The sequence below is a fragment of the Microbacterium sp. SD291 genome (assembly GCF_017355365.1).
Taxonomy (GTDB): domain Bacteria; phylum Actinomycetota; class Actinomycetes; order Actinomycetales; family Microbacteriaceae; genus Microbacterium.
In genome coordinates, this window is the sequence record NZ_JADIJR010000019.1 from 1 (window position 1) to 24182 (window position 24182).

The 24182-nt window shown below is 69.2% G+C and carries 25 protein-coding genes and 1 pseudogene; 14 read left to right on the plus strand and 12 right to left on the minus strand.

The genetic code is table 11. The features are described from left to right. Positions 1–345: 345 nt before the first annotated feature. The 7 genes from IPV10_RS11355 (at position 346) to IPV10_RS11385 (ending at position 6079) form a co-directional block, all read left to right on the plus strand. On the plus strand, positions 346–1788 hold the full coding sequence (locus tag IPV10_RS11355) for an NAD(P)/FAD-dependent oxidoreductase (RefSeq protein WP_207483904.1): 1443 nt from the start codon (positions 346–348) through the stop codon (positions 1786–1788). 161 nt (positions 1789–1949) lie between these two features. Next, entirely contained in the window at positions 1950–2252 is a 303-nt protein-coding gene (locus IPV10_RS11360) for a DUF427 domain-containing protein (protein WP_207483906.1), read from the plus strand. 43 nt (positions 2253–2295) lie between these two features. After that, positions 2296–3192, plus strand: a complete 897-nt coding sequence (locus IPV10_RS11365) for an ABC transporter ATP-binding protein (protein ID WP_242684903.1) — start codon at positions 2296–2298, stop codon at positions 3190–3192. Beyond that, positions 3189–3869, plus strand: a complete 681-nt coding sequence (locus IPV10_RS11370; protein WP_207483908.1) for an ABC transporter permease — start codon at positions 3189–3191, stop codon at positions 3867–3869. The genes IPV10_RS11365 and IPV10_RS11370 overlap by 4 nt, the downstream gene beginning before the upstream one ends. Further along, a complete protein-coding gene (locus IPV10_RS11375; protein WP_207483910.1) occupies positions 3866–4594 on the plus strand; it encodes an ABC transporter permease in 729 nt (242 codons plus the stop codon). The genes IPV10_RS11370 and IPV10_RS11375 overlap by 4 nt, the downstream gene beginning before the upstream one ends. Before the next feature lie 105 nt (positions 4595–4699). After that, on the plus strand, positions 4700–5617 hold the full coding sequence (locus tag IPV10_RS11380; protein WP_207483912.1) for an ABC transporter substrate-binding protein: 918 nt from the start codon (positions 4700–4702) through the stop codon (positions 5615–5617). A gap of 162 nt (positions 5618–5779) precedes the next feature. After that, positions 5780–6079 (plus strand): chorismate mutase, encoded by a 300-nt coding sequence (locus IPV10_RS11385; RefSeq protein WP_207483914.1) that lies wholly within the window; start codon positions 5780–5782, stop codon positions 6077–6079. Positions 6080–6096: 17 nt separating this feature from the next. Here IPV10_RS11385 and IPV10_RS11390 read toward each other — a convergent pair whose 3' ends face one another. The 6 genes and pseudogenes from IPV10_RS11390 to IPV10_RS11415 all read right to left on the minus strand — a co-directional run bounded on the left by IPV10_RS11390 (position 6097) and on the right by IPV10_RS11415 (position 11695). Further along, positions 6097–6879: a hypothetical protein gene (locus tag IPV10_RS11390; RefSeq protein WP_207483916.1), complete on the minus strand. Its 783-nt coding sequence runs from the start codon at positions 6877–6879 to the stop codon at positions 6097–6099. A gap of 107 nt (positions 6880–6986) precedes the next feature. After that, positions 6987–7901, minus strand: coding sequence for a carbohydrate ABC transporter permease (locus IPV10_RS11395; RefSeq protein WP_207483918.1), 915 nt, complete (start codon positions 7899–7901; stop codon positions 6987–6989). After that, on the minus strand, positions 7898–8917 hold the full coding sequence (locus IPV10_RS11400; protein WP_307861114.1) for a sugar ABC transporter permease: 1020 nt from the start codon (positions 8915–8917) through the stop codon (positions 7898–7900). Before IPV10_RS11400 ends, IPV10_RS11395 begins: the two co-directional genes overlap by 4 nt. Next, positions 8914–10332 (minus strand): N-acetylglucosamine/diacetylchitobiose ABC transporter substrate-binding protein, encoded by a 1419-nt coding sequence (gene ngcE, locus IPV10_RS11405; RefSeq protein WP_207483920.1) that lies wholly within the window; start codon positions 10330–10332, stop codon positions 8914–8916. Before ngcE ends, IPV10_RS11400 begins: the two co-directional genes overlap by 4 nt. A 308-nt stretch (positions 10333–10640) precedes the next feature. After that, a pseudogene (locus IPV10_RS17050) lies at positions 10641–11000 on the minus strand (SIS domain-containing protein); the annotation flags it as partial. Further along, positions 10997–11695, minus strand: a complete 699-nt coding sequence (locus IPV10_RS11415) for a MurR/RpiR family transcriptional regulator (protein WP_207483922.1) — start codon at positions 11693–11695, stop codon at positions 10997–10999. The pseudogene IPV10_RS17050 and the gene IPV10_RS11415, both read right to left, overlap by 4 nt. A 211-nt stretch (positions 11696–11906) precedes the next feature. Here IPV10_RS11415 and IPV10_RS11420 point away from each other — a divergent pair, with 211 nt between their 5' ends. Then, a complete protein-coding gene (locus IPV10_RS11420; RefSeq protein WP_207483924.1) occupies positions 11907–12686 on the plus strand; it encodes a DeoR/GlpR family DNA-binding transcription regulator in 780 nt (259 codons plus the stop codon). A 9-nt stretch (positions 12687–12695) separates the two neighbouring features. On the opposite strand, the gene IPV10_RS11425 is transcribed toward IPV10_RS11420, so the two are convergent. The 6 genes from IPV10_RS11425 to IPV10_RS11450 all read right to left on the minus strand — a co-directional run bounded on the left by IPV10_RS11425 (position 12696) and on the right by IPV10_RS11450 (position 17231). Continuing rightward, complete coding sequence (locus IPV10_RS11425) at positions 12696–13496, minus strand: MerR family transcriptional regulator (RefSeq protein ID WP_207483926.1); 801 nt, start codon at positions 13494–13496, stop codon at positions 12696–12698. A gap of 63 nt (positions 13497–13559) precedes the next feature. Then, the gene (locus IPV10_RS11430; protein ID WP_207483928.1) at positions 13560–14246 is read right to left on the minus strand and encodes a hypothetical protein; all 687 of its coding nucleotides are present in this window, start codon (positions 14244–14246) and stop codon (positions 13560–13562) included. After that, positions 14246–15148, minus strand: a complete 903-nt coding sequence (locus tag IPV10_RS11435; RefSeq protein WP_207483930.1) for an ABC transporter ATP-binding protein — start codon at positions 15146–15148, stop codon at positions 14246–14248. The genes IPV10_RS11430 and IPV10_RS11435 overlap by 1 nt, the downstream gene beginning before the upstream one ends. Continuing rightward, a complete protein-coding gene (locus tag IPV10_RS11440) occupies positions 15145–15531 on the minus strand; it encodes a GntR family transcriptional regulator (RefSeq protein WP_207483932.1) in 387 nt (128 codons plus the stop codon). The genes IPV10_RS11435 and IPV10_RS11440 overlap by 4 nt, the downstream gene beginning before the upstream one ends. A 147-nt stretch (positions 15532–15678) precedes the next feature. Continuing rightward, positions 15679–16299 carry a bifunctional 4-hydroxy-2-oxoglutarate aldolase/2-dehydro-3-deoxy-phosphogluconate aldolase gene (locus tag IPV10_RS11445; RefSeq protein ID WP_207483934.1) on the minus strand — a complete coding sequence of 207 codons (621 nt, stop codon included), beginning with the start codon at positions 16297–16299 and terminating at the stop codon, positions 15679–15681. Continuing rightward, complete coding sequence (locus IPV10_RS11450) at positions 16296–17231, minus strand: sugar kinase (RefSeq protein WP_207483936.1); 936 nt, start codon at positions 17229–17231, stop codon at positions 16296–16298. The genes IPV10_RS11445 and IPV10_RS11450 overlap by 4 nt, the downstream gene beginning before the upstream one ends. A 106-nt stretch (positions 17232–17337) precedes the next feature. Between IPV10_RS11450 and IPV10_RS11455 the strand changes: the two genes are divergently transcribed. From IPV10_RS11455 to IPV10_RS11480, 6 genes are all read left to right on the plus strand, one after another. Further along, positions 17338–18621: an alanine racemase gene (locus IPV10_RS11455; RefSeq protein WP_207483938.1), complete on the plus strand. Its 1284-nt coding sequence runs from the start codon at positions 17338–17340 to the stop codon at positions 18619–18621. 9 nt (positions 18622–18630) lie between these two features. Further along, positions 18631–19362, plus strand: a complete 732-nt coding sequence (locus IPV10_RS11460; protein WP_207483940.1) for an IclR family transcriptional regulator — start codon at positions 18631–18633, stop codon at positions 19360–19362. A gap of 26 nt (positions 19363–19388) precedes the next feature. After that, positions 19389–20588, plus strand: a complete 1200-nt coding sequence (locus IPV10_RS11465) for a class I SAM-dependent methyltransferase (protein ID WP_207483942.1) — start codon at positions 19389–19391, stop codon at positions 20586–20588. A 301-nt stretch (positions 20589–20889) separates the two neighbouring features. Then, entirely contained in the window at positions 20890–22212 is a 1323-nt protein-coding gene (locus IPV10_RS11470) for a glycine betaine/L-proline ABC transporter ATP-binding protein (protein ID WP_207483944.1), read from the plus strand. Then, positions 22212–23168 (plus strand): proline/glycine betaine ABC transporter permease, encoded by a 957-nt coding sequence (locus IPV10_RS11475; RefSeq protein ID WP_207483946.1) that lies wholly within the window; start codon positions 22212–22214, stop codon positions 23166–23168. The genes IPV10_RS11470 and IPV10_RS11475 overlap by 1 nt, the downstream gene beginning before the upstream one ends. 64 nt (positions 23169–23232) lie before the next feature. Continuing rightward, entirely contained in the window at positions 23233–24153 is a 921-nt protein-coding gene (locus tag IPV10_RS11480; protein ID WP_207483948.1) for a glycine betaine ABC transporter substrate-binding protein, read from the plus strand. The last annotated feature ends 29 nt before the right edge of the window (positions 24154–24182 follow it).

Sequence of the window (24182 nt, forward strand, 5' to 3'; positions counted from 1 at the left end):
CCGGGACCAGCCCGAGAGGGCCGTTTCCGACCCGGAATCAGCCGGATCTCCGGAGTTGTGAACAGTCCGACCGGAGCAACCGGTCGTGACCGACCCGCGGGTCTCCGGCCGCCCGCCGTCATGACTCCGGAGAAATCCACCGGAACCCGCCCCGAAGGACCGGTTCCGACCCCGAGCGAGGGCGAACCTGAGGAGTCATGAACAGAGAGACCGGAACAACCGACCCGTGACCCGACGTTGCCTTCAGCAGGAGCCGGCCTTCAGCAGAGGCCGGTCTTCGGCAAGACTGGCGAGACTGGCAGGGATGGCAGGACCGGCAGGACTGGTGGCGACGGAGAGGGCGGCATGAACACGACTGCGGATGAGGCCGGAACCGGCGAATACGATCTGATCGTCCTGGGCGGAGGGCCGGTGGGGGAGAACGTCGCCGACCGCGCCGTGCAGGGCGGGCTCACCGCGATCATCGTGGAGAGCGAGCTCGTCGGCGGCGAGTGCTCGTACTGGGCGTGCATGCCCTCGAAGGCGCTGCTCCGCTCGGCGCAGGCGCTGCGGGCGGCGCAGCATGTCGCAGGATCCGCGCAGGCCGTCACCGGCACGCTCGACGTCGCTGCCGTGTTCGCGCGCCGCGACTCGTTCACGAGCAACTGGTCCGACGACGGTCAGGTCCGCTGGCTCGAGTCCGCCGGCATCGACCTGGCCCGCGGCCACGGCCGGCTCACCGGCGAACGCGAGGTGACGGTGACGGATGCCGACGGCGCCACCCGCGTGCTCCGCGCCCGCCACGCGGTCGCGATCAGCACCGGATCGGATGCCGTCATCCCGCCCATCGACGGACTCCGCGCGGCGTCGCCCTGGACGAGCCGCGAGGCCACCAGCGCCCAGGAGCTGCCCGACTCGCTCGCGGTGATCGGCGGCGGCGTCGTCGCGGTCGAGATGGCCACCGCCTACGCCGCGCTCGGGTCGACGGTCACGCTCATCGCCCGCAGCGGCCTGCTCGGCAACATGGAGCCCTTCGCGGGCGAGCGGGTGGCCGCGGGGCTGAAGGAACTCGGGGTCGATGTCCGCACCGGTATCGGGACGACGGCCGTCCGGCGCGACGGCAGCGTGACGATCACCCTCTCGGACGCCTCCGAGGTCGTGGCATCCGAGGTGCTGGTCGCGACCGGCCGCTCCCCGCGCAGCCACGACATCGGGCTCGAGGTCGCAGGTCTCGAACCCGGCAGCTGGATCGAGACCGACGACACGCTGCGGGTGCCCGGGTCCGACTGGCTGTACGCGGTCGGCGACGTGAACGGGCGCGCGCTGCTCACCCATCAGGGCAAGTATCAGGCCCGCGCCGCCGGCGACGTGATCGCGGATCGTGCGCGCGGCCGCGACGTGCACGACGAGCCCTGGGGCCGGCATGCCGCCACCGCCGACCACGCCGCCGTTCCGCAGGTGACCTTCTCGTTCCCCGAGGTGGCGTCGGTCGGGCTCACCGAGAGCGCGGCGCGCGAGGCGGGGCACACGGTCGCCGTCGTCGACTACGACCTCGGCCGGGTCGCCGGGGCGAGCCTGTACGAAGACGGCTTCGAGGGGCAGGCGCGACTCGTGATCGACGCTGATCGCGACGTGCTGCTGGGCGCGACCTTCGTCGGCCCCGAGGTCGCCGAACTCGTGCAGACGGCGACGGTCGCCGTCGTCGGCGAGGTCCCGATCGCGCGGCTCTGGCACGCGGTCCCGGCGTACCCGACTGTCAGCGAGGTCTGGCTGAGACTGCTGGAGGCGTACGGCCGCGAATCGGCGTGAGGCGAGGGGACCATGACGCGCAGCATCCGCATCCCATCCGTTCGCCCGGCCGCTCCGAACAGGAGACGGATGCCGGGCGCATCGCGACTCGGCGCGCCGGTCCCGGCCCCGATGTCGCCGACGTCTTATACGCTCGAAACCACATCCGAGGAGGCAGGACCATGAAGGCTGTACTCGCAGGAACCGTCATCGCCGAGGCCGACGAGAGCGATCTCATCCGCATCGAGGGGAACTGGTACTTCCCGCCGGCATCCGTGACCCCCGGCACACTCGTCGACAGCCCCACGCCGTACACGTGCCCGTGGAAGGGCGTGTGCCAGTACTACTCCGTGCAGGCCGGGGGCGATCTGCACGTGGATCAGGCGTGGTCGTACCCCGACCCGTACCGCTCGGCCTTCGACCGCGTCGGCAAGGACTTCTCCGGCTACGTCGCGTTCGCGCCGGGGGTCGAAGTCGGTCCCTGACCGCGCCGTCACACTCATCGATCGACCGACTGGAGACCAGCCCATGATCGAGTTCCGCAATGTCACCAAGCGCTTTCCCGGCGGCGCGCTCGCCGTCGACGACTTCAGCCTGGTGCTGCCGTCGCGCAAGACGACCGTCTTCGTCGGATCATCCGGATGCGGCAAGACCACGCTGCTGCGGATGATCAATCGCATGGTCGAGCCCACGTCCGGCGACGTCGAGATCGACGGCGAGAGTGTGATGGCCGGCGACCCGGTGGTCCTTCGCCGCCGCATCGGCTACGTGATGCAGAACTCCGGCCTGATGCCGCACTTCACGGTGATCGACAACGTCGCCACTGTGCTGCGCCTGAACGGCGTGAAGCGCCCGGCCGCGCACGAGCGCGCCCGCGAGCTGCTCGACACCGTCGGGCTCGACCGCGGGCTCGCCGACCGCTACCCCAGTCAGCTCTCCGGCGGCCAGCAGCAGCGCGTGGGTGTCGCCCGCGGCCTCGCCGCCGACCCGAACATCCTGCTGATGGACGAGCCGTTCGGCGCGGTCGACCCCATCGTCAGGGCCGACCTGCAGCAGGAGACCATCCGGCTGCAGCGCGAGCTCGACAAGACCGTGGTCTTCGTCACCCACGACATCGACGAGGCGTTCCTGCTGGGCGACCAGGTCGTGATCCTCGACAAGGGTGCCCGCATCGTGCAGGTGGGAAGCCCGAGCGAGATCATCGAGAACCCGGCGGATGACTTCGTCTCGGCGTTCATCGGCGCAGATCGCGGCCGACGGGCCCTGCATCTCAAGCAGACTCCGCGCGGGATAGTCGTGGTCGACGCGTCCGGCCGCACGCAGGGCGCGATCGTGGGGGATGCCGGGGATGCCGCGGATGGCGCGGAGATCTCCGAGTCGGCGGGGAGCGTCGAAGGGGCCGGACCGAGGCGAGGCCTGACGTGAGCTGGGTCGTCGACAATCTCGGGCTCATCCTCGAGCTGACCGCCGCGCATCTGCGGCAGAGCGTGGTGCCGATCGTGCTCGGGTTCCTGCTGTCGCTGCCGCTCGGCTGGCTGGCCTGGCGGTACCGCCTGGTACGAGGCCCGATCATCGCGCTCACCGGCCTGCTGTACACGATCCCCTCTCTTGCGCTGCTGATCCTGCTGCCGGCGGTGCTCGGCTACTCGGCCATCAGCGAGCCGAACCTCGTGATCGCCCTCACCATCTACGCGGTCGCGATCCTCGTGCGCGCGGTCGCCGACGGGCTCGACTCCGTCGACGACGGCGTGCGGCAGGCGGCGACCGCCACCGGGTTCGGTGCGCTCAGGCGCTTCTTCGCCGTCGAGTTCCCGCTCGCGGGACCAGTGGTCCTCGCGGGGCTCCGGGTCACGGCTGTGAGCACGATCTCGCTCGCCACGGTCGGCATCCTGATCGGTGTCCGCAATCTCGGCTATCTGTTCACCGATGGACTGCAGCGCCGCATCATCGCCGAGGTGTTCGCCGGTGTCGTATCCGTGGTCGTGATCGCACTCCTCGTCGATCTGCTCCTCCTGCTCGCCGGCCGGGCACTGATGCCCTGGACGAGGGCGACCACCGTCACGGCGGCGAAGCGCACCGCGCTGGTGAGGGCTGCCGCATGAACCTCTTCGCCGAGGCGCTCGCCTGGCTGCTGTCCCCCGAGCGGTGGCAGGGCACGTACGCGCTGCCCGTGCTCTTCGGGCAGCACCTTGTCTACACCGTGATCTCCGTGCTGATCGCCGCGGCGATCGCACTGCCGGCCGGCTGGCTGATCGGCCACACCGGCCGCGGGCGCGAGATCGCCGTCGCGGTGTCTGGCGCCGCCCGCGCGATCCCGTCGTTCGGGCTGATGGTGCTGCTCGTACTGCTGCTCGGGGTGCTCCGCATCCCTGAGGCAGCGGTGGTCACGTTCGTTCTGCTCGCGATCCCGTCGCTGCTCGCGGGGGCCTACACCGGACTCGAGGCGATCGACCGGCGGACGCTGGACGCCGCGAGGGCGATGGGGATGACGGAGTGGCAGGTCTTCTGGAAGGTCGAGGTGCCGCTCGGCCTCCCGCTCCTCGTCGGCGGCCTGCGGGCGGCGCTGCTGCAGGTCATCGCGACAGTGACGATCGCGGCGTACGTGAATCTCGGCGGTCTCGGCTGGCCGATCATCCAGGGCATCCCGCTGCGCAAGTTCGACCAGGTGCTCGGCGGCGCCATCCTCGTCGCCGTCCTCGCGCTGATCGTCGATCTGCTCCTCGCACTGGCGCAGCACGCGGCCGTCCCCGCCGGCGTACGCACCCCCGCACGCCAGGGCCGCCGCGCCCGCACCGCGGCGCTGGACGCCGCACCTGCGACCGCCTGACGCGCGATTCCGAGCCCCAGCGGCCCCACAAGACCAGAACCCACAGACCAGAACCCACGACCCCAGACCAAACGAACCTCAGAATCCCAGAGAAGAGGAAGTCACATGTTCACAGCACGAAAGTCGCGACTCGCCCTCGCGGGAGGCATCGCCCTCGCCGCATCCCTCGTCCTCGGCGGCTGCGCGAGCAGCAACCCGCTCGACGCCCCGTCGGAGGAGGCGGGCGACGGCGCAGGCGACACCATCGTGATCGGCTCCCAGGCCTATTACTCGAACGAGATCATCGCCGAGATCTACGCCCAGGCGCTGGAGAACGCCGGCTTCACGGTCGAGAAGCAGTTCAGCATCGGCCAGCGCGACGCCTACATGCCGGACGTCGAGTCAGGCGCGATCGACCTCTTCCCGGAGTACACCGGCAACCTGCTCGAATACCTCGATGCGGATGCCACGGCCACGAGCCCCGACGACGTGTACGCGGCTCTGCAGGAGGCGCTGCCTGAGGGCCTCACCGCGCTCGACTACTCCGAGGCATCCGACCAGGACACCTACACGGTGCTGAAGAGCTATGCCGAGGAGCACGGGCTGACCACGATCGCCGATCTCTCGAAGGCCCCGGCGCCGGTCACGATCGGCGCGGCGCCGGAGTTCGAGCAGCGCCCGTACGGACCGGCAGCGGCCAAGGAGGTCTACGGCGTCGACCTGGCGTTCTCGGCCACCGGCCCGACGACCCTCGACTCGCTGCTCGCCGGTGAGATCCAGGTCGCCGACATCTACTCGGCCGACCCGGCGTTCCAGACCGAGGAGATCGTGGCGCTCGAGGACCCGGAGAACATCATCCTCGCCTCGAACGTCGTGCCGATCGCCTCGAGCGACATCGCGGGCGACATCGCCGACGTCATCAACGAGGTCAGCGCCAAGCTCACCGCCGAGGCGCTTGTCGCCATGAACGTGCAGAGCACGGTCGACGAGGAGTCCGCGGCCGACATCGCCAAGGCGTGGCTGGAGGAGAACGGGCTCCTCTGAGCCGGTTCACTCACACTCGGCCGAGACCCCACCCTGTCGCCGAGACCCCACCCTGCCGACGCGAGCAGAGGGGCGTGTCGGCGACAGGAGGGGGTCTCGGCAGGGGGACGCACGCGGCGTCATGCGGGGGCCCGAACGGAGAGGCTTCCGTAGAGTAGGGGCATGACAGACGCTGCGGACCCGAAGGCCGAACTCCTCCGTCTGCGCGGCAGCATCGACAACATCGACGCCGCGCTCATCTTCCTGCTCGCGGAGCGCTTCCGGGCCACGCAGCAGGTCGGCCAGCTCAAGGCGGAGCATGAGATGCCGGCATCCGATCCCGGCCGTGAGGAGCAGCAGGTCGCACGCCTGCGGGCCCTTGCCGAGCAGGCGCATCTCGACCCCGAGTTCGCCGAGAAGTGGTTCAACTTCGTCGTGGCCGAGGTCATCCGTCACCACACCGAGGCGGCCGAGGGGCGCTGAGTCACCAGAACCCGGTCTCAGCCTCCGTACTCGGCTTCGATCATGGGGAGTGTCTCGTTCGCCGCGCAGACATCGGAGATCCTGCGGTTCGTCGGGTCGGTGCTCCTGAGGAGATCCCCGGCGATGCGATCGGGGCTGCGGAGTGCGGGCACGAGCTCCTCGAACGACTCAGCGAGCGGAGACTCCGAGGCGGCGGCGAGGGCTTCGAGCTCGTCGGATGCGGCGTCGACGCGCTTGTTCCACTCGGCCTCGTCGATGTCCGCGTAGTCGGAGAAGCCGGCGTCCGCGTTGAGGATCGCGCTGTAGACGGGGCCGAACGCCTTGCAGTCCTCGTCGATCGCAGGGTCGGGGGTGAACGCGGCGGTGGAGTAACTGGGGGTGGCCTTCCAGGTGATGCCCTCGCCGACGAGCACGCCCAGCCGGTCGTCTGACCTCGCGTAGAAGGAGAACAGGAACGTCGTCGTTCCCGCACAGGTGCCGCGTCGTGTCGTGCGTCCCTGAGACGTCTCGTTGCCGAGTTCGAGAAGGTACTCGGAGCTGCCGGTGCATTCGAAATCCAGGCTGAGCGAGCGGAAGTCCCCCTCCGGGACGGCGAGCGCGACGCCCGTCGGGAAGCCGGAGCCGGTTCCGTCGAGGGGCGGTCCATCCTGCGTGAGCACGATCTCAGTCGTGACCTCGGGCGTCGACGTCGGACTCGGAGACTCTTCGCTCGCTGGCGGCGACGCAGTGCATCCGCACAGTGCGAGCACGACGACGCCGATCACGGCGCCGATGCGGAATGGACGTGCAGATGCTGCCATGGATCCCCCTCGATCATGAGATGTCTATCACGAGATCGACGCGACGACGACGAAGGGCACGGATGCCGCGGCATCCGTGCCCTTCGTTCTTCCGCGGGTGCTGGCGACTACTTCGAGGTGCCCTGCGACACCGATCCCTGCAACTGGCGCTGGAAGAAGATGTACACCAGCAGCACCGGCACGATCGTGATGATCACGGCGGCGAACAGCGCGCCCTGATCGACCTCGTACCCGGCCGCCGAGGCGAACGCGGCCATTCCCTGCGACAGCACGTACTGCTCGGCGTTCGGGTTCAACGCGACGGGCAGCAGGAACTGGTTCCACAGGCCGAGGAAGTTCAGGATGCCGACCGCGGCCAGGCCCGGCCGGGCCATCGGCAGCATCACCTGGAAGAAGGTGCGCCATTCGCTCGCGCCGTCGACGTAGGCGGCTTCCTGGATCTCGTACGGCAGCGACTTGAAGAACGAGTACAGGAAGAACACCGTGAACGGCAGGGCGAACGCCACGTACGTGACGATCAGCCCCGGCAGGGTGCCGAGCAGGCCGATCCCCTGCAGGATGAAGAACAGCGGCACGATCGCGAGGAACACCGGGAAGGTGAGCCCGGCGAGCATCAGGTAGTAGATCACCCGGCTGCCCGGCACCGAGAAGCGCGCGAGCACGTAGGCGCACATGGCGCCGAGCAGCATCACCAGGAACAGCGAGACGCCCACCACGATGATCGTGTTCAGGAACATCTGACCGAAGTTGTGCTTCGTCCAGGCGTTGATGTAGTTCGTGAAGTCCCACGACGACGGCAGGGTGAACGGCGAGCTGAAGATCTCGGCGGTGGACTTGAACGAGCTGAACAGCGTCCACAGCAGCGGCAGGATCACGACGATCGACCAGATCGCCAGCACCACGTGCGAGATGGTGGCGACGACCTTGTCACCGCCCGTCGACCGGATCTTGCGGATCTGCCGGGTGTCGGTGCGGGCGCGCTTCGGATCGATGGAGATCAGCGTCTGCGTCTTGTCGCTCATGAGTGTCCTCCGTCGTCCTTGCCGCCGGTGAACCTGTTCACGAGGAACACCACCGCGGCGAACAGCAGAGTGATCACGGCGAGCACGACGCCCATGGCGCTGGCCAGCCCGAACTGGCTCTTCTCGAAAGCGGTGCGGTACAGGTACTGCGACATCACCAGAGTGGTGTTGCCGGGGCCGCCCGTGGCGTTCAGCGCCGCCATGTAGACGAACGCGTCGAGCGCGAGGATGCCGATGTAGATGTAGGCGGTCTGCACGTTGTCGCGGATCAGCGGGAGCGTGATCGAGATAGTGGTGCGGAACCGGCCGGCGCCGTCGATGCGCGCGGCCTCGTAGGTCTCCGCCGGGATGCCCTTGATCGCGGCGATGAAGAGCACCATGTAGAAGCCGACCATGCCCCACACGATCACGAAGATCGAGGCGCCCATCGCGGTGCGCTCGTCGCCGAGCCACGCGAAGCCGGCCACGTCGAGGCCGAGAGCATCGAGGAGGCCGTTCAGCAGGCCCTCGGGGGAGTAGATCAGCGCCCAGAGGATGCCGATCACGATCGCCGGGATCACGTACGGGAAGAACGACACGACCCGGTAGAAGCTCGATCCGGACAGACCCCGCACCTGCCCGCTGCTCGGGCCGCCCACGGTGATCATGCTCGCGAACACGAGCGCGATCGACAGCGTGATCAGAGGCACGAGGATCGCGAGCGTGATGTTGTTGCCGATGGCCTGGAGGAACGTCGAATCGGAGAACAGCCGGCCGAAGTTCTTGAGCCCGACGAAGTCCATCTCCGGTGTGAAGCCGGTCCAGTTCGTCATCGAGTAGTACACCGCCTGCACGAACGGCGAGATCACGAAGATCATGAAGATCGCCACCGGCAGGACGAGGAACACCAGCAGGAACGAGACGTAGTCGAAGGTCAGCGGGCGCTGCCCGAGACGGGGCGGCCTGCGCCGCCCCGTCGGGGTAGTGATGACACCGGCGGTGTTCGTCGCCGAGTCAAGACCTGGAACAGTTGTCACTTGATCTCGATCTTGTTGACGGAGTCGTCGTTGCGGACCTTGTCGGTCAGGTCCTGGAGCTGCTTCGTGATCGTCGCCACGTCCATCTTGCCGTCGAGGAACGAGTTCCAGATCGGCAGCTGGTCGCTGTTCATGCCGTACAGGTTGAACGACTTGATCGTGAAGACGTTGTCGCCGGCCGTCGCGAGGAGCGTGCCCTGCGACTGCAGAGCGGTCGATCCGAAGCCGTCCGCCGGAACCGTGTCCTTGACGATCGTCGGAGCGAGCTTCGCCTTCGCGAACGCCGTGGCCGACTCCTTCGAGAGCATGGTGCGCAGCAGCTCCTTGCCGCCGGCCGGGTTCTTCGCCTTGGACGGGACGACGAACGGCTCGCCGGCCTCCGCGCGCATGGTGCCTGCGGGCGTCGTCTGGCTGCCGTCGAGCGGAAGCTCGGCGATGCCCATCATCGCGAAGCCGTCGGCAGTCTGCGACTTCATCTCGTTCTCGATCCACGAGCCCGACGGGTAGAGCAGTGCTTCCTGCTTGCTGCTCCACTGGGCCTGAGCCTCCGTGAACTGCGTGCCCGAGCCGCCCGGCTTGACGTAGCCCGAGGCGATCAGGTCGTGGAAGATCGTCAGGATGTCCTGGATGACCGGGTGCGACCAGCATCCCTCTTCGAGGTTCTCGAGCGGCAGGCGCACGTCGTCGCCGCCCTGGATGACCGCGGAGTCGACCACCATCGTCTGGTAGTAGGTCGCGGCCTCCTTGCCCCAGAGGAACAGGAACTTGCCCTGCTCCTTCGCGGACTCGCCGAGGGCCTTGAGGTCCTGCCAGCTCGTCGGGAGGTCCCAGCCGTTCTGCTCGAACAGGCTCGAGGAGTACCAGATGCCGTATACGGTCATGACGTAGTTCAGCGCGACGAACTTGCCGTCGAACGTGCCGGGGGCCTCGACGCCGCCGAAGAGCGTGTCGCGGATCTTCTCGCCCTCGAGGTTCTCGGCGTCGAGCACCTCGGTGAGGTCCTCGAGCTGGTCGATGATCGTGTTCCAGCCGATCGAGTTCGCCCCGGAGTTGTCGATCAGGTCCGGCGGGTTGCCTCCGACGAAGCGCGGCTGCAGTTCGGTGGCGATCTTCGTCGAGGGTGAGACCTTGACGGTCACGCCCTCCAGGCCCTTGCTCTTCTCCATGAGCTTGGCGGAGTTCTCGACGTAGTCGACGCCGTAGCCGCCGTTGAAGATGACCGCGTCGACCTTCGTGTTGGCGGCGACGCCGAACGGGTTGTCCGCCGTGACCTCGCCCTTCGGGCCGGCGCTGCCTCCACCGCCGCCAGGTGCAGCGCAGGACGCGAGGGACATGCCGAACGGCAGCAGCAGCGCCGTCGCGGCCGCGCCGCGCAGCAGGTTGCGGCGGCTGATGGACGTGTCGTTGAGTTCCATCTTCGTACCTTTCGTAGTGGTGTTTCGGGTTGTCGGGCCGACTCCTCGCGGAGCCGGCCTGGGTGATCAGGGATCCGGTGCGACGCGCTCAGCCTCCCCGCCTGATGCGGCCGCGGTAGTGGTCCTCCAGGACGGAGTTGTGCTCGTCGCCGCCCGGAATGTTGGCAGAGATGTACATGGGGGGCGTCTCTCCCCGATCGGCGATCGTGCGCGCCACGCCGAGCGTGAGCAGCTGGGCGATGTACGCCGCGGTGCCCGCGTTCCTTCGCCCAGAGCGCCGTGCCCACGATCGAGCCGTTCACGCCCGAGTTCGAGGCGATCATGAAGATGTCGTCCGTGCTCACGGTGACCGTCGCCATGAGCTCGTCGACCATCCACGGTTCGCGCTCCAGCGAGCCGCTGAGCACCTCGACGTCGCGGTCGCCGTGCAGCACGAGGTCGCGGAGCGCGAAGCGGTTGGTCGGGATGAGCCCGCCGGCGCGGCCGGAGATCTCCATCGCGAAGGCCTCGGAGTGCCCCGTGCCGAAGGCGTGGATCACGCCGCCCGCGTCGAGGGCTGCAACCAGCATCCCGATCGCGGTGTCGAGCGAGCCGGACTCGGCGTCCGCGGTGAGGCGGGCAAGACGGTCGTGCGTCTCGCGGAAGAGATCAGAGGGTGTCGCGCTCATGCGCTGACCTCCTGTGCGTCGGAGGGATGCGGCGTGCGGGGCCGGCGGTGCGCTGATACCGCCATCGCGGTGGCGGCGAGGCGCGTCGCCGCCCGATCGAACATCTGCTGCGCGATGAGCAGGTAGAGCAGGTCGATCACGAACAGCTGCGCATGCTTCACCGACATGTCGTCGGGGCGCAGGTAGCCGACCGGTGCCGCGGTGGTGATCGAGAGGTCGGCGACATCCGCGATCCAGCTCTCGCCGTCGTGCGTGATCGCCACGGTGAGCGCGCCGACGGCGCCGGCCTGCGAGAGCATCTGCACGGTCTCATCGGTCTGCCCGGTGCTGGAGACCCCGATCGCCACGGATGCCTCATCCTGCAGGACGGCGCTCGCGAGGCCGTCGTGCACGTCGGACCACGCGTGCGAGCTGATGCCGATGCGGTGCAGCCGGCGCTGGAACTCGTCGGCGATCCCCGCACTGCCGCCGAGGCCGTAGATGTCCACGTGACTGCTCGTGGCGATCGCGCGCGCGGCCTGTCCGACGGCGTCGAGGTCGATCCCGTCCTTCGTGGTCTCGAGTCCCCGGACGTGCACGTCGAGCAGGGTGCGCAGCACCTTCTCGGGCGAATCGGTCGGCGCGAACTCGGCGCCGATGTCCGTCAGCCAGGTCCGGTCGGCGCCGCCGCGACCCAGTTCGGTCGCGATCGCCACTCGTGGCCCGTCACAGGATGGTGTGTGGTCGCGCGGGCGTGGTCCGTGGCCGCGCGGGCGTGCTCGCCTGTAGCAGGTCGCAGAATCGCGGCGATGTCGCAGGGATCTCGCCGTTTCCTGCGACACGAGGGGGAATCTGCGACGCGGTGCGGACGGGCAGGCACATCGCGCGGAGGGACAGGGACGTGGCGCGGGCGGGCAGGATGGACACATGAAGCGCGCCGCCCGCCTGAACGCGATACTCGACCTGCTCGCCGCGAGCGGAGAGGTGACGGTGGACGACCTCGTCGAGCGGTTCGGCGCGTCCGCCGCGACCACCCGGCGCGACCTCGACTCGCTTGCCGAGCAGCGGCTCCTCACGCGCACGCACGGCGGCGCGGTCGCGCAGGCCGTCGCCTACGAGCTGCCCATCCGCTACAAGAGCCACCTCCGCACGCACGAGAAGGAGAGCATCGCCCAGGCGGCTGCGGCCCTCGTGACACCGCGGATGGTCGTCGGGCTCTCCGGCGGCACCACCACCACGGCCCTGGCCGCAGCACTCGCCGCGAGGGACGACCTCGCCTCGGGCGGCGGCATCACGGTCGTCACGAACGCCGTGAACATCGCCGCGCAGCTCGCCACCCGCCCCGACATCAAGGTCGTGGTCACCGGCGGCGTGATCCACTCGCGCAGTTACGAGCTGGTCGGCCCGTTCGTCGAGCAGCTGCTGCGCGGAGTGAGCCTGGACATCGCGTTCATCGGCGTCAACGGGATGGATGCCGAATCCGGCGCGACCACGCAGGACGAGCGCGAGGCGGCCGTCAACCGGATCATGGCCGAACGGGCCCGCCGTGCCGTGGTCGTGACCGACTCGAGCAAGCTCGGCGTGCGCGCCTTCGCGGCGGTGGGCGGTGCCGAGCTGTTCCCGACGGTGCTCACGGATGCGGGGGCGGATGCCGCGGTCGTCGAGGCGCTGCGCGGCGCAGGCTACGACGTGGTCTTCGCCGGCTGAGCCAGGGCGTCAGGCTCGGGTGACGGGCTGCTGCAGCTCCGTGACCCAGTCGGACTGGTCGTCGGAGACGGCCCGCACGTACAGCTCGCGGCAGGGGCCGTCCGGCACGTAGCCGCGGGCGAGGATCTCGGCGTGCACGGCATCCCAGCTCTCCCTGATGCCGTCCATCGCACCGAGGTGCACGCCGCAGATCGCCACGTCGACGGCCGGGAGGTCGACGAGCTCGAATCCGGACGCGCGCTCCCCGCCGTACGCGTATCCGGCGGTGATCTCCATCTCGTCGTCGAGCTGACGGTACTGCGCGATCGGCGTCGCGAGGGCGCCGCACTCGTCGCCCAGCGCGGATTCGATCTGCTCGAACAGGGGCCCGACCGACGTGCCGACTTCGGCAGGCGGGACGGATGCCGTGCACGCGGCGAGCCGCACGGCGGGGAGGGGCTTCTCGATGATCTCGATGGTCGACATGCGGTTCTGGCTCTCTATGAGGTGGAGCCGCCGTTCCACGTCGATGAGACGAGCGGTGGCGATCCGGTGATCCTCTTCGACCTCGGCCCGGCGCGCGCGCAGCAGCGCGGCGATCCGGCCGGCGTCGATCCCCTGCTCGAGGATCAGCGCGATGTCGTCGAGGCCGAAGCCGAGCTGCCGCAGCGCGACGATCCGGTGCAGCCTCTCCAGCTGCGACGGATCGTACGAGCGGTAGCCGCTGGACTCGTCCACGTGGGCGGGCACGAGCAGGCCGGCGGTGTCCCAATGCCGCAGCATCCGATGGGTCACCTGGCCGATCTGCGCGAAGGCTCCGATGGACAACATGTCTCCGTTATCCCGCCTTCCACTGTGTCAGGGTCAAGTCTCGCGGATGCCGCGGTTCGCCCACTACGGCTTCGCCCTCCGGAAGGCGAGGAACGACAGCGCCATCAGCACCGCGACCACGACGAGCCCCCACAGCGCGAGCCCGAGTGCGCCGAGGCCGCCGATCCCGGCATTCACCTGGCCCCACATCTCGAGCCGGGTCACGAGGTAGACGAGGCCGATCAGCACCAGCCCGAGCATCACACCCACGACCGTCAGGACAACGCCGCCCCAGATCTTGAAGATCGTGGCGCCGGTGAATCCGATCACGAAGAAGAACAGGGCGAGTGTGAAGAACACGACGAAGGCGCCGAACGGGCCGGCCTCCCACGCCCACGGCTGATGGAACATCCAGCCGTTGACCCCATAGCCCGCGGTGGCGAGCTCGACGCCCCCGCCGATCAGGAAGAGCAGCCCCATGAAGGTGCTCCCGAGCACAGCCGTGAGCATGGTCCCGAGGAAGAACTCGCGTCTGGTGATGCTCATCGCCTGCGAGAACGGGAACGTGAGCGTCATCGCCGAGATGCCGATGGCGAAGAAGTACCACAGCGGCGCCTGTGCGCCTCCGCCGTACTTCGGCTCGTCGACCGGGATCAGGATGTAGATGAGGATCGACATCACGGTCGCCGCGGCGAGGATGATCAGCGGGATCCAGATGAAGGTGCCGCGGTTGATCAGCTGCAGGCGGATGACGTTGAGTATGCGTCGCATCAGACGACCTCCTCTTTCAGTGCGGGCTTCGCGCCCGTGTTCTGCGTGAGCCGGACGATGAGCTGCTGCAGCGAGACCGGCGCGAGTTCGAGGCCGGATGCCGCCACCTCCGCCCGCTCCGCCGGCGACAGCACGCCGAGCACGGTGACAGAGGCCACGCGTCCGAGCGTCTCGCGGTGCAGGACCTCGCGTCCGCCCACCCACTCCTCGACCCTGGCGGCCTCGCCGACGACGGTGACGGCGCGGTCGCGCACGGCATCCGTGTCGTCGTCCAGGATGATCCGGCCGTTGTCGATCACGATGACCTTCTCGATGAGGTTGGAGACCTCGTCGATCAGGTGCGACGACAGGATCACCGTGCGCGGATGCTCGGCGTAGTCCTGCACGAGCCGGTCGTAGAAGATCTGCCTGGCGACCGCGTCGAGGCCGAGGTACGGCTCGTCGAAGAAGGTGATCTCGGCGCGCGATGCCAGGCCGATGATCACGCCCACGGCGGAGAGCTGACCGCGGGAGAGCTTCTTGATCTTCTGCTTCGTCGGCAACTGGAACTCCTCGACGAGCTCGTCTGCGAGGCGCTGATCCCAGTTCGGGAAGAACAGGCTCGCCGCCTTGAACGCATGCACGGGGTGCGCGTCGTCGGGGTACTTCTGGCTCTCGCGGACGAAGCAGATCCGGCTCAGCACCTGCGCGTTCTCGTATGGATGCTCGCCGAACACCCGCACCGACCCTGAGGTCTCGAAGTTCTGCGCGGTGAGGATCGACATGAGAGTCGTCTTGCCTGCGCCGTTGCGCCCGAGCAGGCCGTAGATCGCGCCGCCCTCGATGCTCAGCGACACGTCGTCGAGGGCGCGCTTGTCCTTGTAGCGCTTGGTGAGGTTGTGCACCTCGATGACAGCGGTCATGCGGGGTTCCCTTCTGTGCGTTCTGTCTGCGCGGCGCGCTCGGCGAGCAGCGCTGCGAGGTCGGCGGGGGTGAGTCCCAGCGTGCGGGCCTCGGCGAGGAGCGGTTCGATGAAGCGGTCGGCGAACGCCGAGCGGCGCTCGCCGAGAAGCAGGTCCTTGGCGCCGGTCGCGACGAACATGCCGATGCCGCGGCGCTTGTACAGCACTCCCTTGTCGGTGAGCATGGCGACTCCCTTCGCTGCGGTGGCGGGGTTGATCCGGTAGAAGCCGGCGAGCTCGTTCGTCGAAGGGGCCTGCGTCTCCTCGGCGAGTGAGCCGTCGAGGATGGAGTCCTCGATCTGCTCGGCGATCTGGAGGAAGAGCGGTCTGCCGTCGTCGATCACAGGTCCTCCGTTGCGGTCACTTGGTTAATTACTTGACTAAGTAACCACAGAACCACGGCCGCGTCAAGGGTGTGCAGAAGAGCCGCCCTCCGACGGATCGGAGGGCGGCTCTGGATGCCGGAGCGGAGCGTCAGCGCGCGATGTCGGTCACGCCCGGTCGGCAGGTCCGAGGAGCTCGGCCAGAAGGGGGAGCTGCGCCGGGTCCTCCAGTGCGGAGCCGACGGCGACGACGCTGGCGCCCGCGCGGAGATAGTCCCCGGCGTTCTGGGCGTTCATGCCGCCGGTGGTGACGAAGCGCGCCTGCGGGAACGGGCCGTGCATGGCACCCAGCCACTGCGGGCCGAGCACCGACGCGGGGAACGCCTTCAGCCAGGTCAGCCCGGCCTTCATGGCCAGTTGCACCTCGCTCGGGGTCGCGACGCCGGGGATGCTGAGCAGCCCCGCGTCGTGCGAGGCGCGGACGACCTCGAGGTCCAGTCCAGGGCTCACGGTGAACACGGCGCCCGCATCCGCCGCCTGGGCGACGTGCTGGGCGGAGAGCACCGTGCCGGCGCCGACGATCCTGCCGCGCTCACGACCGGCGGCCGCGACCACGCGCAGCGCCTCGAGGTCCTCGTCGGTCTGGATGGGAAGCTCCACGACCTCGATGCCGAGATCCCACGCGGTGATCGACACTGCGAGGCTGCGCTCGGCACCCATGCCGCGCAGGATCGCCATCAGCCGTGATCCGCCGAAGAGCTCCTCGAAACCGGAGTTGTCCATCGTCATCCCTTTCCTGTCGTCAGCCGCGGTGATCCCGCGGTGGTGTTCGCGCGGACCACGTCTTCGGTGGACTGCAGCACGAGGTGCGCTCTCCCGTGCCCGCCGCGGAGTCGCTCCGCCGAGGGTTCTCCGGCGAGGAGACCGGCGAGATAGCCCGCCGCGAACGCGTCTCCGGTGCCGACCGCCTCGACCACCTCGGTCGGGATCGCCGGCTCGAACACGGCGCCGTCCGCTGAGAACTCGGTGGCACCGACGTCGCCGTCCTTGACGACGAGGCGGGCGGGCGCGGGGATCAGTGCGCGGACGGCGTCCGGGGTCTGCGTGCCCCACAGCGTCTCCGCCTCGTCGAGACCCACGAAGACGATGTCCGAGCGGCGTGCGAGGTCGAGCAGCGCGGCGGACGCGGCGTCGGATGACGGCCACAGCGCCTTGCGGTGGTTCACGTCGAAGCTGAGCGTGGCCGGGCTCGCGGCGACCCGGTCGATGATCGCGTCGATCATCGCAGCGCACTCGGGGGAGAGGGCGGGGGTGATGCCGGAGATGTGCACGATCGACGCACGCTCGAGGGGCACGCCGGAGATGCTCGCCGCCGTCATCCGCGATGCCGCGGATCCGGCGCGGTAGTAGTACACGCCGTGGCCCGGGTCCTTGAAGTACACGCCGGTCGGGGCATCCGCGTCGAAGCGCACCCACCGGGTGTCGACGCCGAGCGCGTGGATCGCGCGATCCACGCGGTGCCCGAGGACGTCATCGCCGAGCGCGCTGACCCAGGCTGTGCGCAGGCCGAGGGCGGCGACGTGGGCCGCGACGTTGGACTCGGCGCCGCCGATGCTCAGCCGCACGTCCTCCGCGTCGGCGAGCGGTGTCGCGTCGTGCGGGGCGATCAGCACCATCGTCTCGCCGATGGCGATCACGGCGGGTGCGGTGGCGGTGTCCATGCTGGCATGATGACGAGCGCAGACAGCATCCGCAACGCGTGTTGCAGTATATGCACACGCGTGGATCGCGGGGTACGTTCGACGCAGACGAGGATCTGGAGGAGACATGGCACAGTCACTGATGCTGGACGCACTCGGCGCCGAGCGCCTCACCGCCCGCGACAAGGGCATCCCCGAGCGCGCGATCGGCCTCACTGTCGACGAGTTCCTCGCCACCGGCCCTCGGCTCTCCGAGTTCTGGACGCCGCTGATCGTCCTCGACGACGCCGCGATGCGCGAGAACCTGGCCGTGATGGCGGAGTGGACGAGCTCGCGCGGGCTCAGCCTGATGCCCCACGGCAAGACGACCATGGCGCCTGCTCTGTGGCAGCGGCAGCTGGACGCCGGATGCCCCGGCATCACGCTCGCGACCATGGGGCAGGTCCGCACGGCCCGCACCTTCGGTCTCGCCGAGGTCATGCTCGCGAACGCAGTGGTCGACGCCCGCTCGCTGCGCTGGCTCGCCGCCGAGCTCGCCGACCCGGAGTTCGGGTTCGTCTGCTGGGCCGACTCCGCCGACACCGTCGAGCGGATGCAGACTGCCCTCCGCGACACCGGCGTGCCCCGCCGCGTCGACGTGTGCGTCGAACTCGGCGCCCCCGGCGGCCGCACCGGCGCGCGTACCGCGGAGGAGGCGATCGAGATCGCCCGGCTGATCGCGGCATCCGACGTCCTGCGCCTCGCCGGTGTCGCCGGCTACGAGGGCGCCCTCGGTCATGACCGCTCGCCCGCCGCGCTCGCCGCGGTGAGGGGCTATCTCGAGCAGCAGCTCGTGGTGCACGAAGCCCTCGCCGAGCTCTACGACGACGAGGGCGACGTGTTCGTGACCGCCGGCGGCAGCGCGTACTTCGACCTCGTCGCCGAGGTGTACGCCGACGCCGTGCTCCGGGACGAGCGCACCAGGTGGACGCTGCGCTCCGGGGCGTACATCGTGCACGACGACGGCTTCTACCGCGGCATCTCCCCGCTCGACGTGAACTTCGAGGGGGACCACACCGTCCTGCGCGCGGCCATGCACGGCCACGCCCGCGTCGTCTCGCACCCCGAGCCCGGCCTGGTGCTGCTCGACGGCGGCAAGCGCGACTTCCCCTTCGACGAGGGACTGCCCGAGCCGCAGGGCGTCGCGGCCGACCTCGGCGGGACGCTCGCCCCGCTTCCCGGCGCCACGGTGTCGGCGATGAACGACCAGCACGCGTTCCTCCGGCCGGCAGAGGCCGAGGTGCACATGGGCGACGTCGTGCGTCTCGGGCTCTCGCACCCGTGCACGGCCTTCGACAAGTGGCACTTCCTGCCGGTCGTCGCCTCACGGGACGACGATCGGGTCGTCGAGCTCGTCCGGACGTTCTTCTAGGCCGCCGCGATGTCTCAGAGCGTGCGCAGAGCGGCCCTCATCCTCGATTCGATCGCGGCGCGGCCGAAGAGCGTGGCCGACCTCGCCGTCGAGTTCGGGCTGCACCGCTCGACCATGTTCCGCGAGATGCAGACGCTCGAGGACGTCGGGTACGCGCGCCGGCGGGCCGACGGCAGCTACGTGCTCGCCTTCCATCTCGTCTCGCTCGCGCAGATCGCCCTGGAGAACCTCGACCTGAGGCAGGCGGCATCCGCGCACGTCCGCGAGCTGCACGAGGTCGTCGGCAACACCCTGCACGTGGCCGCCCTGATCGACGACACCATCGTCTACGTCGACAAGGTCGAAGACCAGGGTGGCATGCGGATGTACTCGCGCATCGGGTCGCGCGTGCTCCCGAACTGCACTGGCGTCGGGAAGGCGATCCTCGCCGAGCTCGACGAGCATCGGCGGGACGCGGTGCTCGCGGGCGCCGACTGGAAGGCGCACACCACCCGGACGATCACCACGAGGGGCTCGCTGGATGTCGAACTCGACGCCATCTCGGCCCGCGGGTGGGCGGCGGACGACGCCGAGTTCGAGGACTTCGTGAACTGCGTCGCGGTGCCGATCCGCAGCCCCGTCGGCGTGCTCGGGGCGCTCTCCCTCACGGCGATCCGGATGGTCCACGGCGTCGACGAGCTCGCCCACCGGATCCCGCTGCTCCAGCGCACGGCGGCGCGCATCGCGCGGGACATCGGCTGAGTCCGGCGGGCGCGTAAGTTGGGGTGGTGCCCGAGTTCCCCTATGCGCGTCTCCGCCGCCGCCCCGATGTCGAGGCCGCCGACCTCCAGGCCCACGACGCCACGGATCTGCTGCTCGTCGAGCGGGGTCTCGCGCTCGCCGCGGAGCACGGCATCGCCGGCGCGGAGACCGCGGTCATCGGAGACGAGTACGGCGCGATCACGCTCGCGCTGACGGATGCCGGGCTCGTCGGCATCCGCGTTCATCAGGACCTCGCGACGGGGCGCCGCGCGCTGGCGCTCAATGCGCAAGACCTCGGCCTGGCCGGCTTCTCGTCGCACGAGCTCGACCCTGCTCTACTGTCCGGTGCACGGCTCGTGCTGCTGCAGCTGCCGAAGGCGCTCGCCGAGCTCGAGGAGATCGCGGATGCCGTGGCACGCTGGGCGGCGCCGGATGCCGTGCTCGTCGCCGGCGGCCGCGTGAAGCACATGACCCTCGCGCAGAACGAGGTGCTCGGCCGCAGCTTCGCCAGGGTGCAGGCGCAGCGGGCGGAGCGGAAGTCGCGGCTCATCGTCGCGACCGAGCCGCTTCCGATGCCCGCAGACCCGCCGTATCCGGTGACGGCGCGGCACGGCGGGCTCACGCTCGTCGCGCACGGCGGGGCGTTCGCCGGCGCACGCCTCGACATCGGCACCCGCGTGCTGCTCGAGGTGCTCGCCGACCGCGCGCCACAACTCCGGAGATCCGTCGCCGATTCCGCCGGATCTGCCCGGAACGGGGCCGAGCCGGGCCGTTCTTCCGGAGTTGTGAACGGCACGGTCATCGACCTCGGCTGCGGCACCGGCGCTCTCGCCGTCTCCTACGCGCTCGCCCACCCCGATGCCCGCGTGATCGCGACCGACCGCTCGGCCGCCGCCGCGGCATCCGCCCGGGAGACGGTCGCCGCGAACGGGGTGGCGGGGCAGGTCACCGTGATGCACGACGACGCGGGTTCCGAGCTGCCGGATGCGAGCGCCGATGTCGTGCTGCTGAACCCGCCGTTCCACCTCGGCAGCAGCGTGCACACCGGAGCCGCGACCCGGCTGTTCGAGGCGGCGGCGCGGCTGCTCCGCCCGGGCGCAGAGCTCTGGACCGTGTACAACTCGTCGCTCGGATACCGGGCCGAGCTGACCAGGATCGTCGGCGCCACCGAGCAGGTCCACCGCACCCCGAAGTTCACGGTGACGCGCAGCATCCGCCGTGGCTGAAACCCGCCAATCCCCCGGTCAGGCGCCGAAACCGAACGCCCTTCGGGATAACGGATTTGCCCCTGATCGGCCATTTCGTTACGTTGGTTGATGGGCCTGACGGCCCAAGACCAGTCCGCGGACACGTCCTTCTTTCGATGAGCTGAGCTGCGAAGAGGCGTGCACGTACGGTCGATGTTCTTGCGGCGGATCCGAAATCCGCCGCCCGCGCCGCCACAGCACGCTCTCGAAACGGCCTCGTGAACATCACCCGGGCGTAACCGAAGCGGGCTCGCCCACAAAGGCGAGCCGCGGGGGAAACGTGTCCGAAATCGCACTTGAAGCGCGCCATCTGTACAAGGTGTTCGGGAGGAATCCGAACCAGGCCGTCCGCCGGCTGAAGGCAGGCGAGAGCCGCACCGACGTGACCGAAGCCGGAACCGCCGCCGTCATCGACGCGGGGTTCACCGTCAACCGGGGCGAGATCTTCGTCATCATGGGGCTGTCCGGCTCCGGCAAGTCCACCATCATCCGCATGCTCAACGGCCTCCACGAGGCGACCGACGGCTCCGTGATCATCGCGGGCGACCAGATCACCGGCATCCCCGCGTCGCGTCTGCGGGAGATCCGCCGCGACCGCATCTCGATGGTGTTCCAGCACTTCGCGCTGCTGCCGCACCGCACGGTCGCCGCGAACGTCGCCTACCCGCTCGAGCTCAAGGGCACGCCGAAGGCCGAGCGCCTGGCGAAGGCCGAGGAGATCCTGTCTCTCGTCGGGCTCGACGGGCAGGGCGACAAGCTCCCGTCCGAGCTCTCCGGCGGCATGCAGCAGCGCGTCGGCATCGCCCGTGCGCTCGCCGCCGACACCGACATCCTGCTGATGGACGAGGCGTTCAGCGCCCTCGACCCGCTGATCCGCCGCGAGATGCAGGAGCAGCTGCTCGAGCTGCAGCAGAAGCTGCAGAAGACGATCGTGTTCATCACGCACGACCTCAACGAGGCGATGTTCCTCGGCGACCGCATCGCGGTGATGCGCGACGGCCGCATCGTGCAGATCGGCACCCCGGAGGACATCCTCACCGACCCCGCGAACGACTACGTGGAGCAGTTCGTGCAGGACGTCGACCGCGCCCGCGTGCTCACCGCCGCGAACGTGATGGAGCGCCCCCGCCCGGTGGTCGCCGACACCGCCGGTCCCCGCACGGCGCTGCGCCAGATGCGCGACGCGTACATGTCGGCCACCTATGTCGTCGGCCGCGACCGGCAGCTGGTCGGCATCGTCACCGACCGGGATGCCGTGAAGCTGGTGCGCAAGGGCGAGACGACGCTCGCGTCGATCCTGAAGCCCGTGCCGCAGGCCGTGAACGAGGACGAGGTGCTGATGAACCTGTTCATCCCGTCGGTCGAGTCGCCGGTGCCGCTCGCGGTGACGGATGCCGCGGGGCGCCTGGTCGGCGTGATCCCCCGGGTCACGCTGCTCGCAGCGCTCGGCCCCGGCCCCGGTGCGACCGGCGAGCTCACGCTGCCGCTCCTGCCGATGCCGCAGGCCGAGATCGACGCGGTGCTCGACGACGGCTGGACCGCAGATCCGGTGGCGGTCGCAGGCACCCCGGTCGCAGAGGCGACCCCCGAGGAGGTGCGCTGATGGATGGCTTCCGCATCCCGCTCGGCACCTGGGTCGAGGGTGGCGTCGCCTGGGTCAAGGACAACCTGGAGGGACTGCTCGACGTCATCTCCCTCATCGTCAGCGTGCTGGTCGAGGGACTCACCCGGCTGCTGCTGACGCCGCACTTCGCGGTCGTGATCGTGATCGCCGCCGCGATCGCCTGGCTCGTGCGGTCGTGGCAGCTCGCCGCTGGGACAGTCGTCTCACTCGGCCTGATCGTCGCGATGGGCCTCTGGGTCCCCGCGATGCAGACGCTCGCGCTGGTGCTCGTCGCCGCGGTCATCGCCCTGCTCATCGCGATCCCGCTCGGGATCTGGTCGGCGGGCAACACCACGGTGCGGGCGGTCCTGAAGCCGGTGCTCGACTTCATGCAGACCATGCCGGCCTTCGTGTACCTGATCCCCGCGATCGTGTTCTTCAGCATCGGCGTGGTCCCCGGCCTCGTCGCCACGGTGATCTTCTCGCTGCCGCCCGGCGTGCGACTGACCGAACTCGGCATCCGCGGAGTCGACTCCGAGACCGTCGAGGCAGGACACGCGTTCGGCGCGAAGCCGGGGCAGATCCTGCGCGGCATCCAGCTTCCGCTCGCGATGCCGACCATCATGGCCGGCGTCAACCAGGTCATCATGCTCGCGCTGTCGATGGCGGTCATCGCCGGGATGGCGGGCGCGGACGGCCTCGGCAAGATGGTGGTCGAGGCGATCTCGACCGTGAACATCGCCAAGGGCGTCGAGGCGGGGCTCGGCGTCGTGCTGATCGCGGTCTTCCTCGATCGCGTCACTGCTGCCCTCGGCGCGCCGGGCCAGAACCGGTCGTCGCTCATCGGGATGCTGTCACGCCGGCGCTCCGAACAGCGCAGGGCGTCTCTCGCCGCGGATGCCGAAGCGACGGCCGAGCCGGCCGCACCGGCCGACCGCGAGCTGATCCGCGCCTGAACCGCGCCTGAACGCCCAGTACGCAACGCAGAACACACACATACGGAACTCAGGAGATACGAACATGAAGAAGAACATCGCGACCATCGTGGCCATCGGAGCCGCGGCATCCCTCACTCTCGCCGGCTGCAGCGGCGACGGAATGGGCGGAACCGGCGGAACCGGCGGCGGCAGCGGCGCCAGCGGTGCCGGAGACAAGGGCACCATCACGCTCGGGTTCCTGCCGTCGTGGACCGACGGCCTGAGCACCGCCTACCTGCTCGAGGACCAGCTCGAGAAGCTCGGCTACGACGTCGAGATGAAGACGCTCACCGAGGCGGGCCCGCTGTACACCGGTCTCGCCCAGGGCGACGTCGACATCTACCCGTCGGCCTGGCCCGAGCTCACGCACGCCGAGTACATGGAGACCTACGGCGAGGACATCGAGGATCTCGGCGCGTACTACGACAACGCCAAGCTCACGATCGCCGTGCCCGAGTACAGCGAGCTCGACTCGATCGATGACCTCGCAGGTGCCGGAGCGACCTTCGACGGCAAGATCATCGGCATCGAGCCCGGTGCGGGCCTGACCTCGCAGACGCAGAAGATGATGCCCGAGTACGGGCTCGAGGGCGAGTACGAGCTGGTCACCTCGTCGACCGCGGCCATGCTCACCGAGCTGAAGGCGGCGACCGAGAAGCAGGAGGACATCGTCGTGACGCTGTGGCGTCCGTTCTGGGCCAACGACGCGTTCCCGCTGAAGGATCTCGAAGACCCGAAGGGCGCGATGGGCGAGGCCGAGGGCCTGCACTTCCTGGGCACCAAGGGCTTCGCGGAGGAGTACCCCGAGGCCGCGGCGCTGATCGAGCAGATCAAGCTGGACGACGAGCAGTACGGCGCGCTCGAGGACCTGGTCGTCAACGAGTACGGCGAGGGCAAGGAAGCGGATGCCGTGGACGCCTGGCTCGAGGAGCACGGCGACCAGTTCGACTGGGTCGTCAGCTGAGATCACCGCGCCTCGCCGATCGTCTTTGG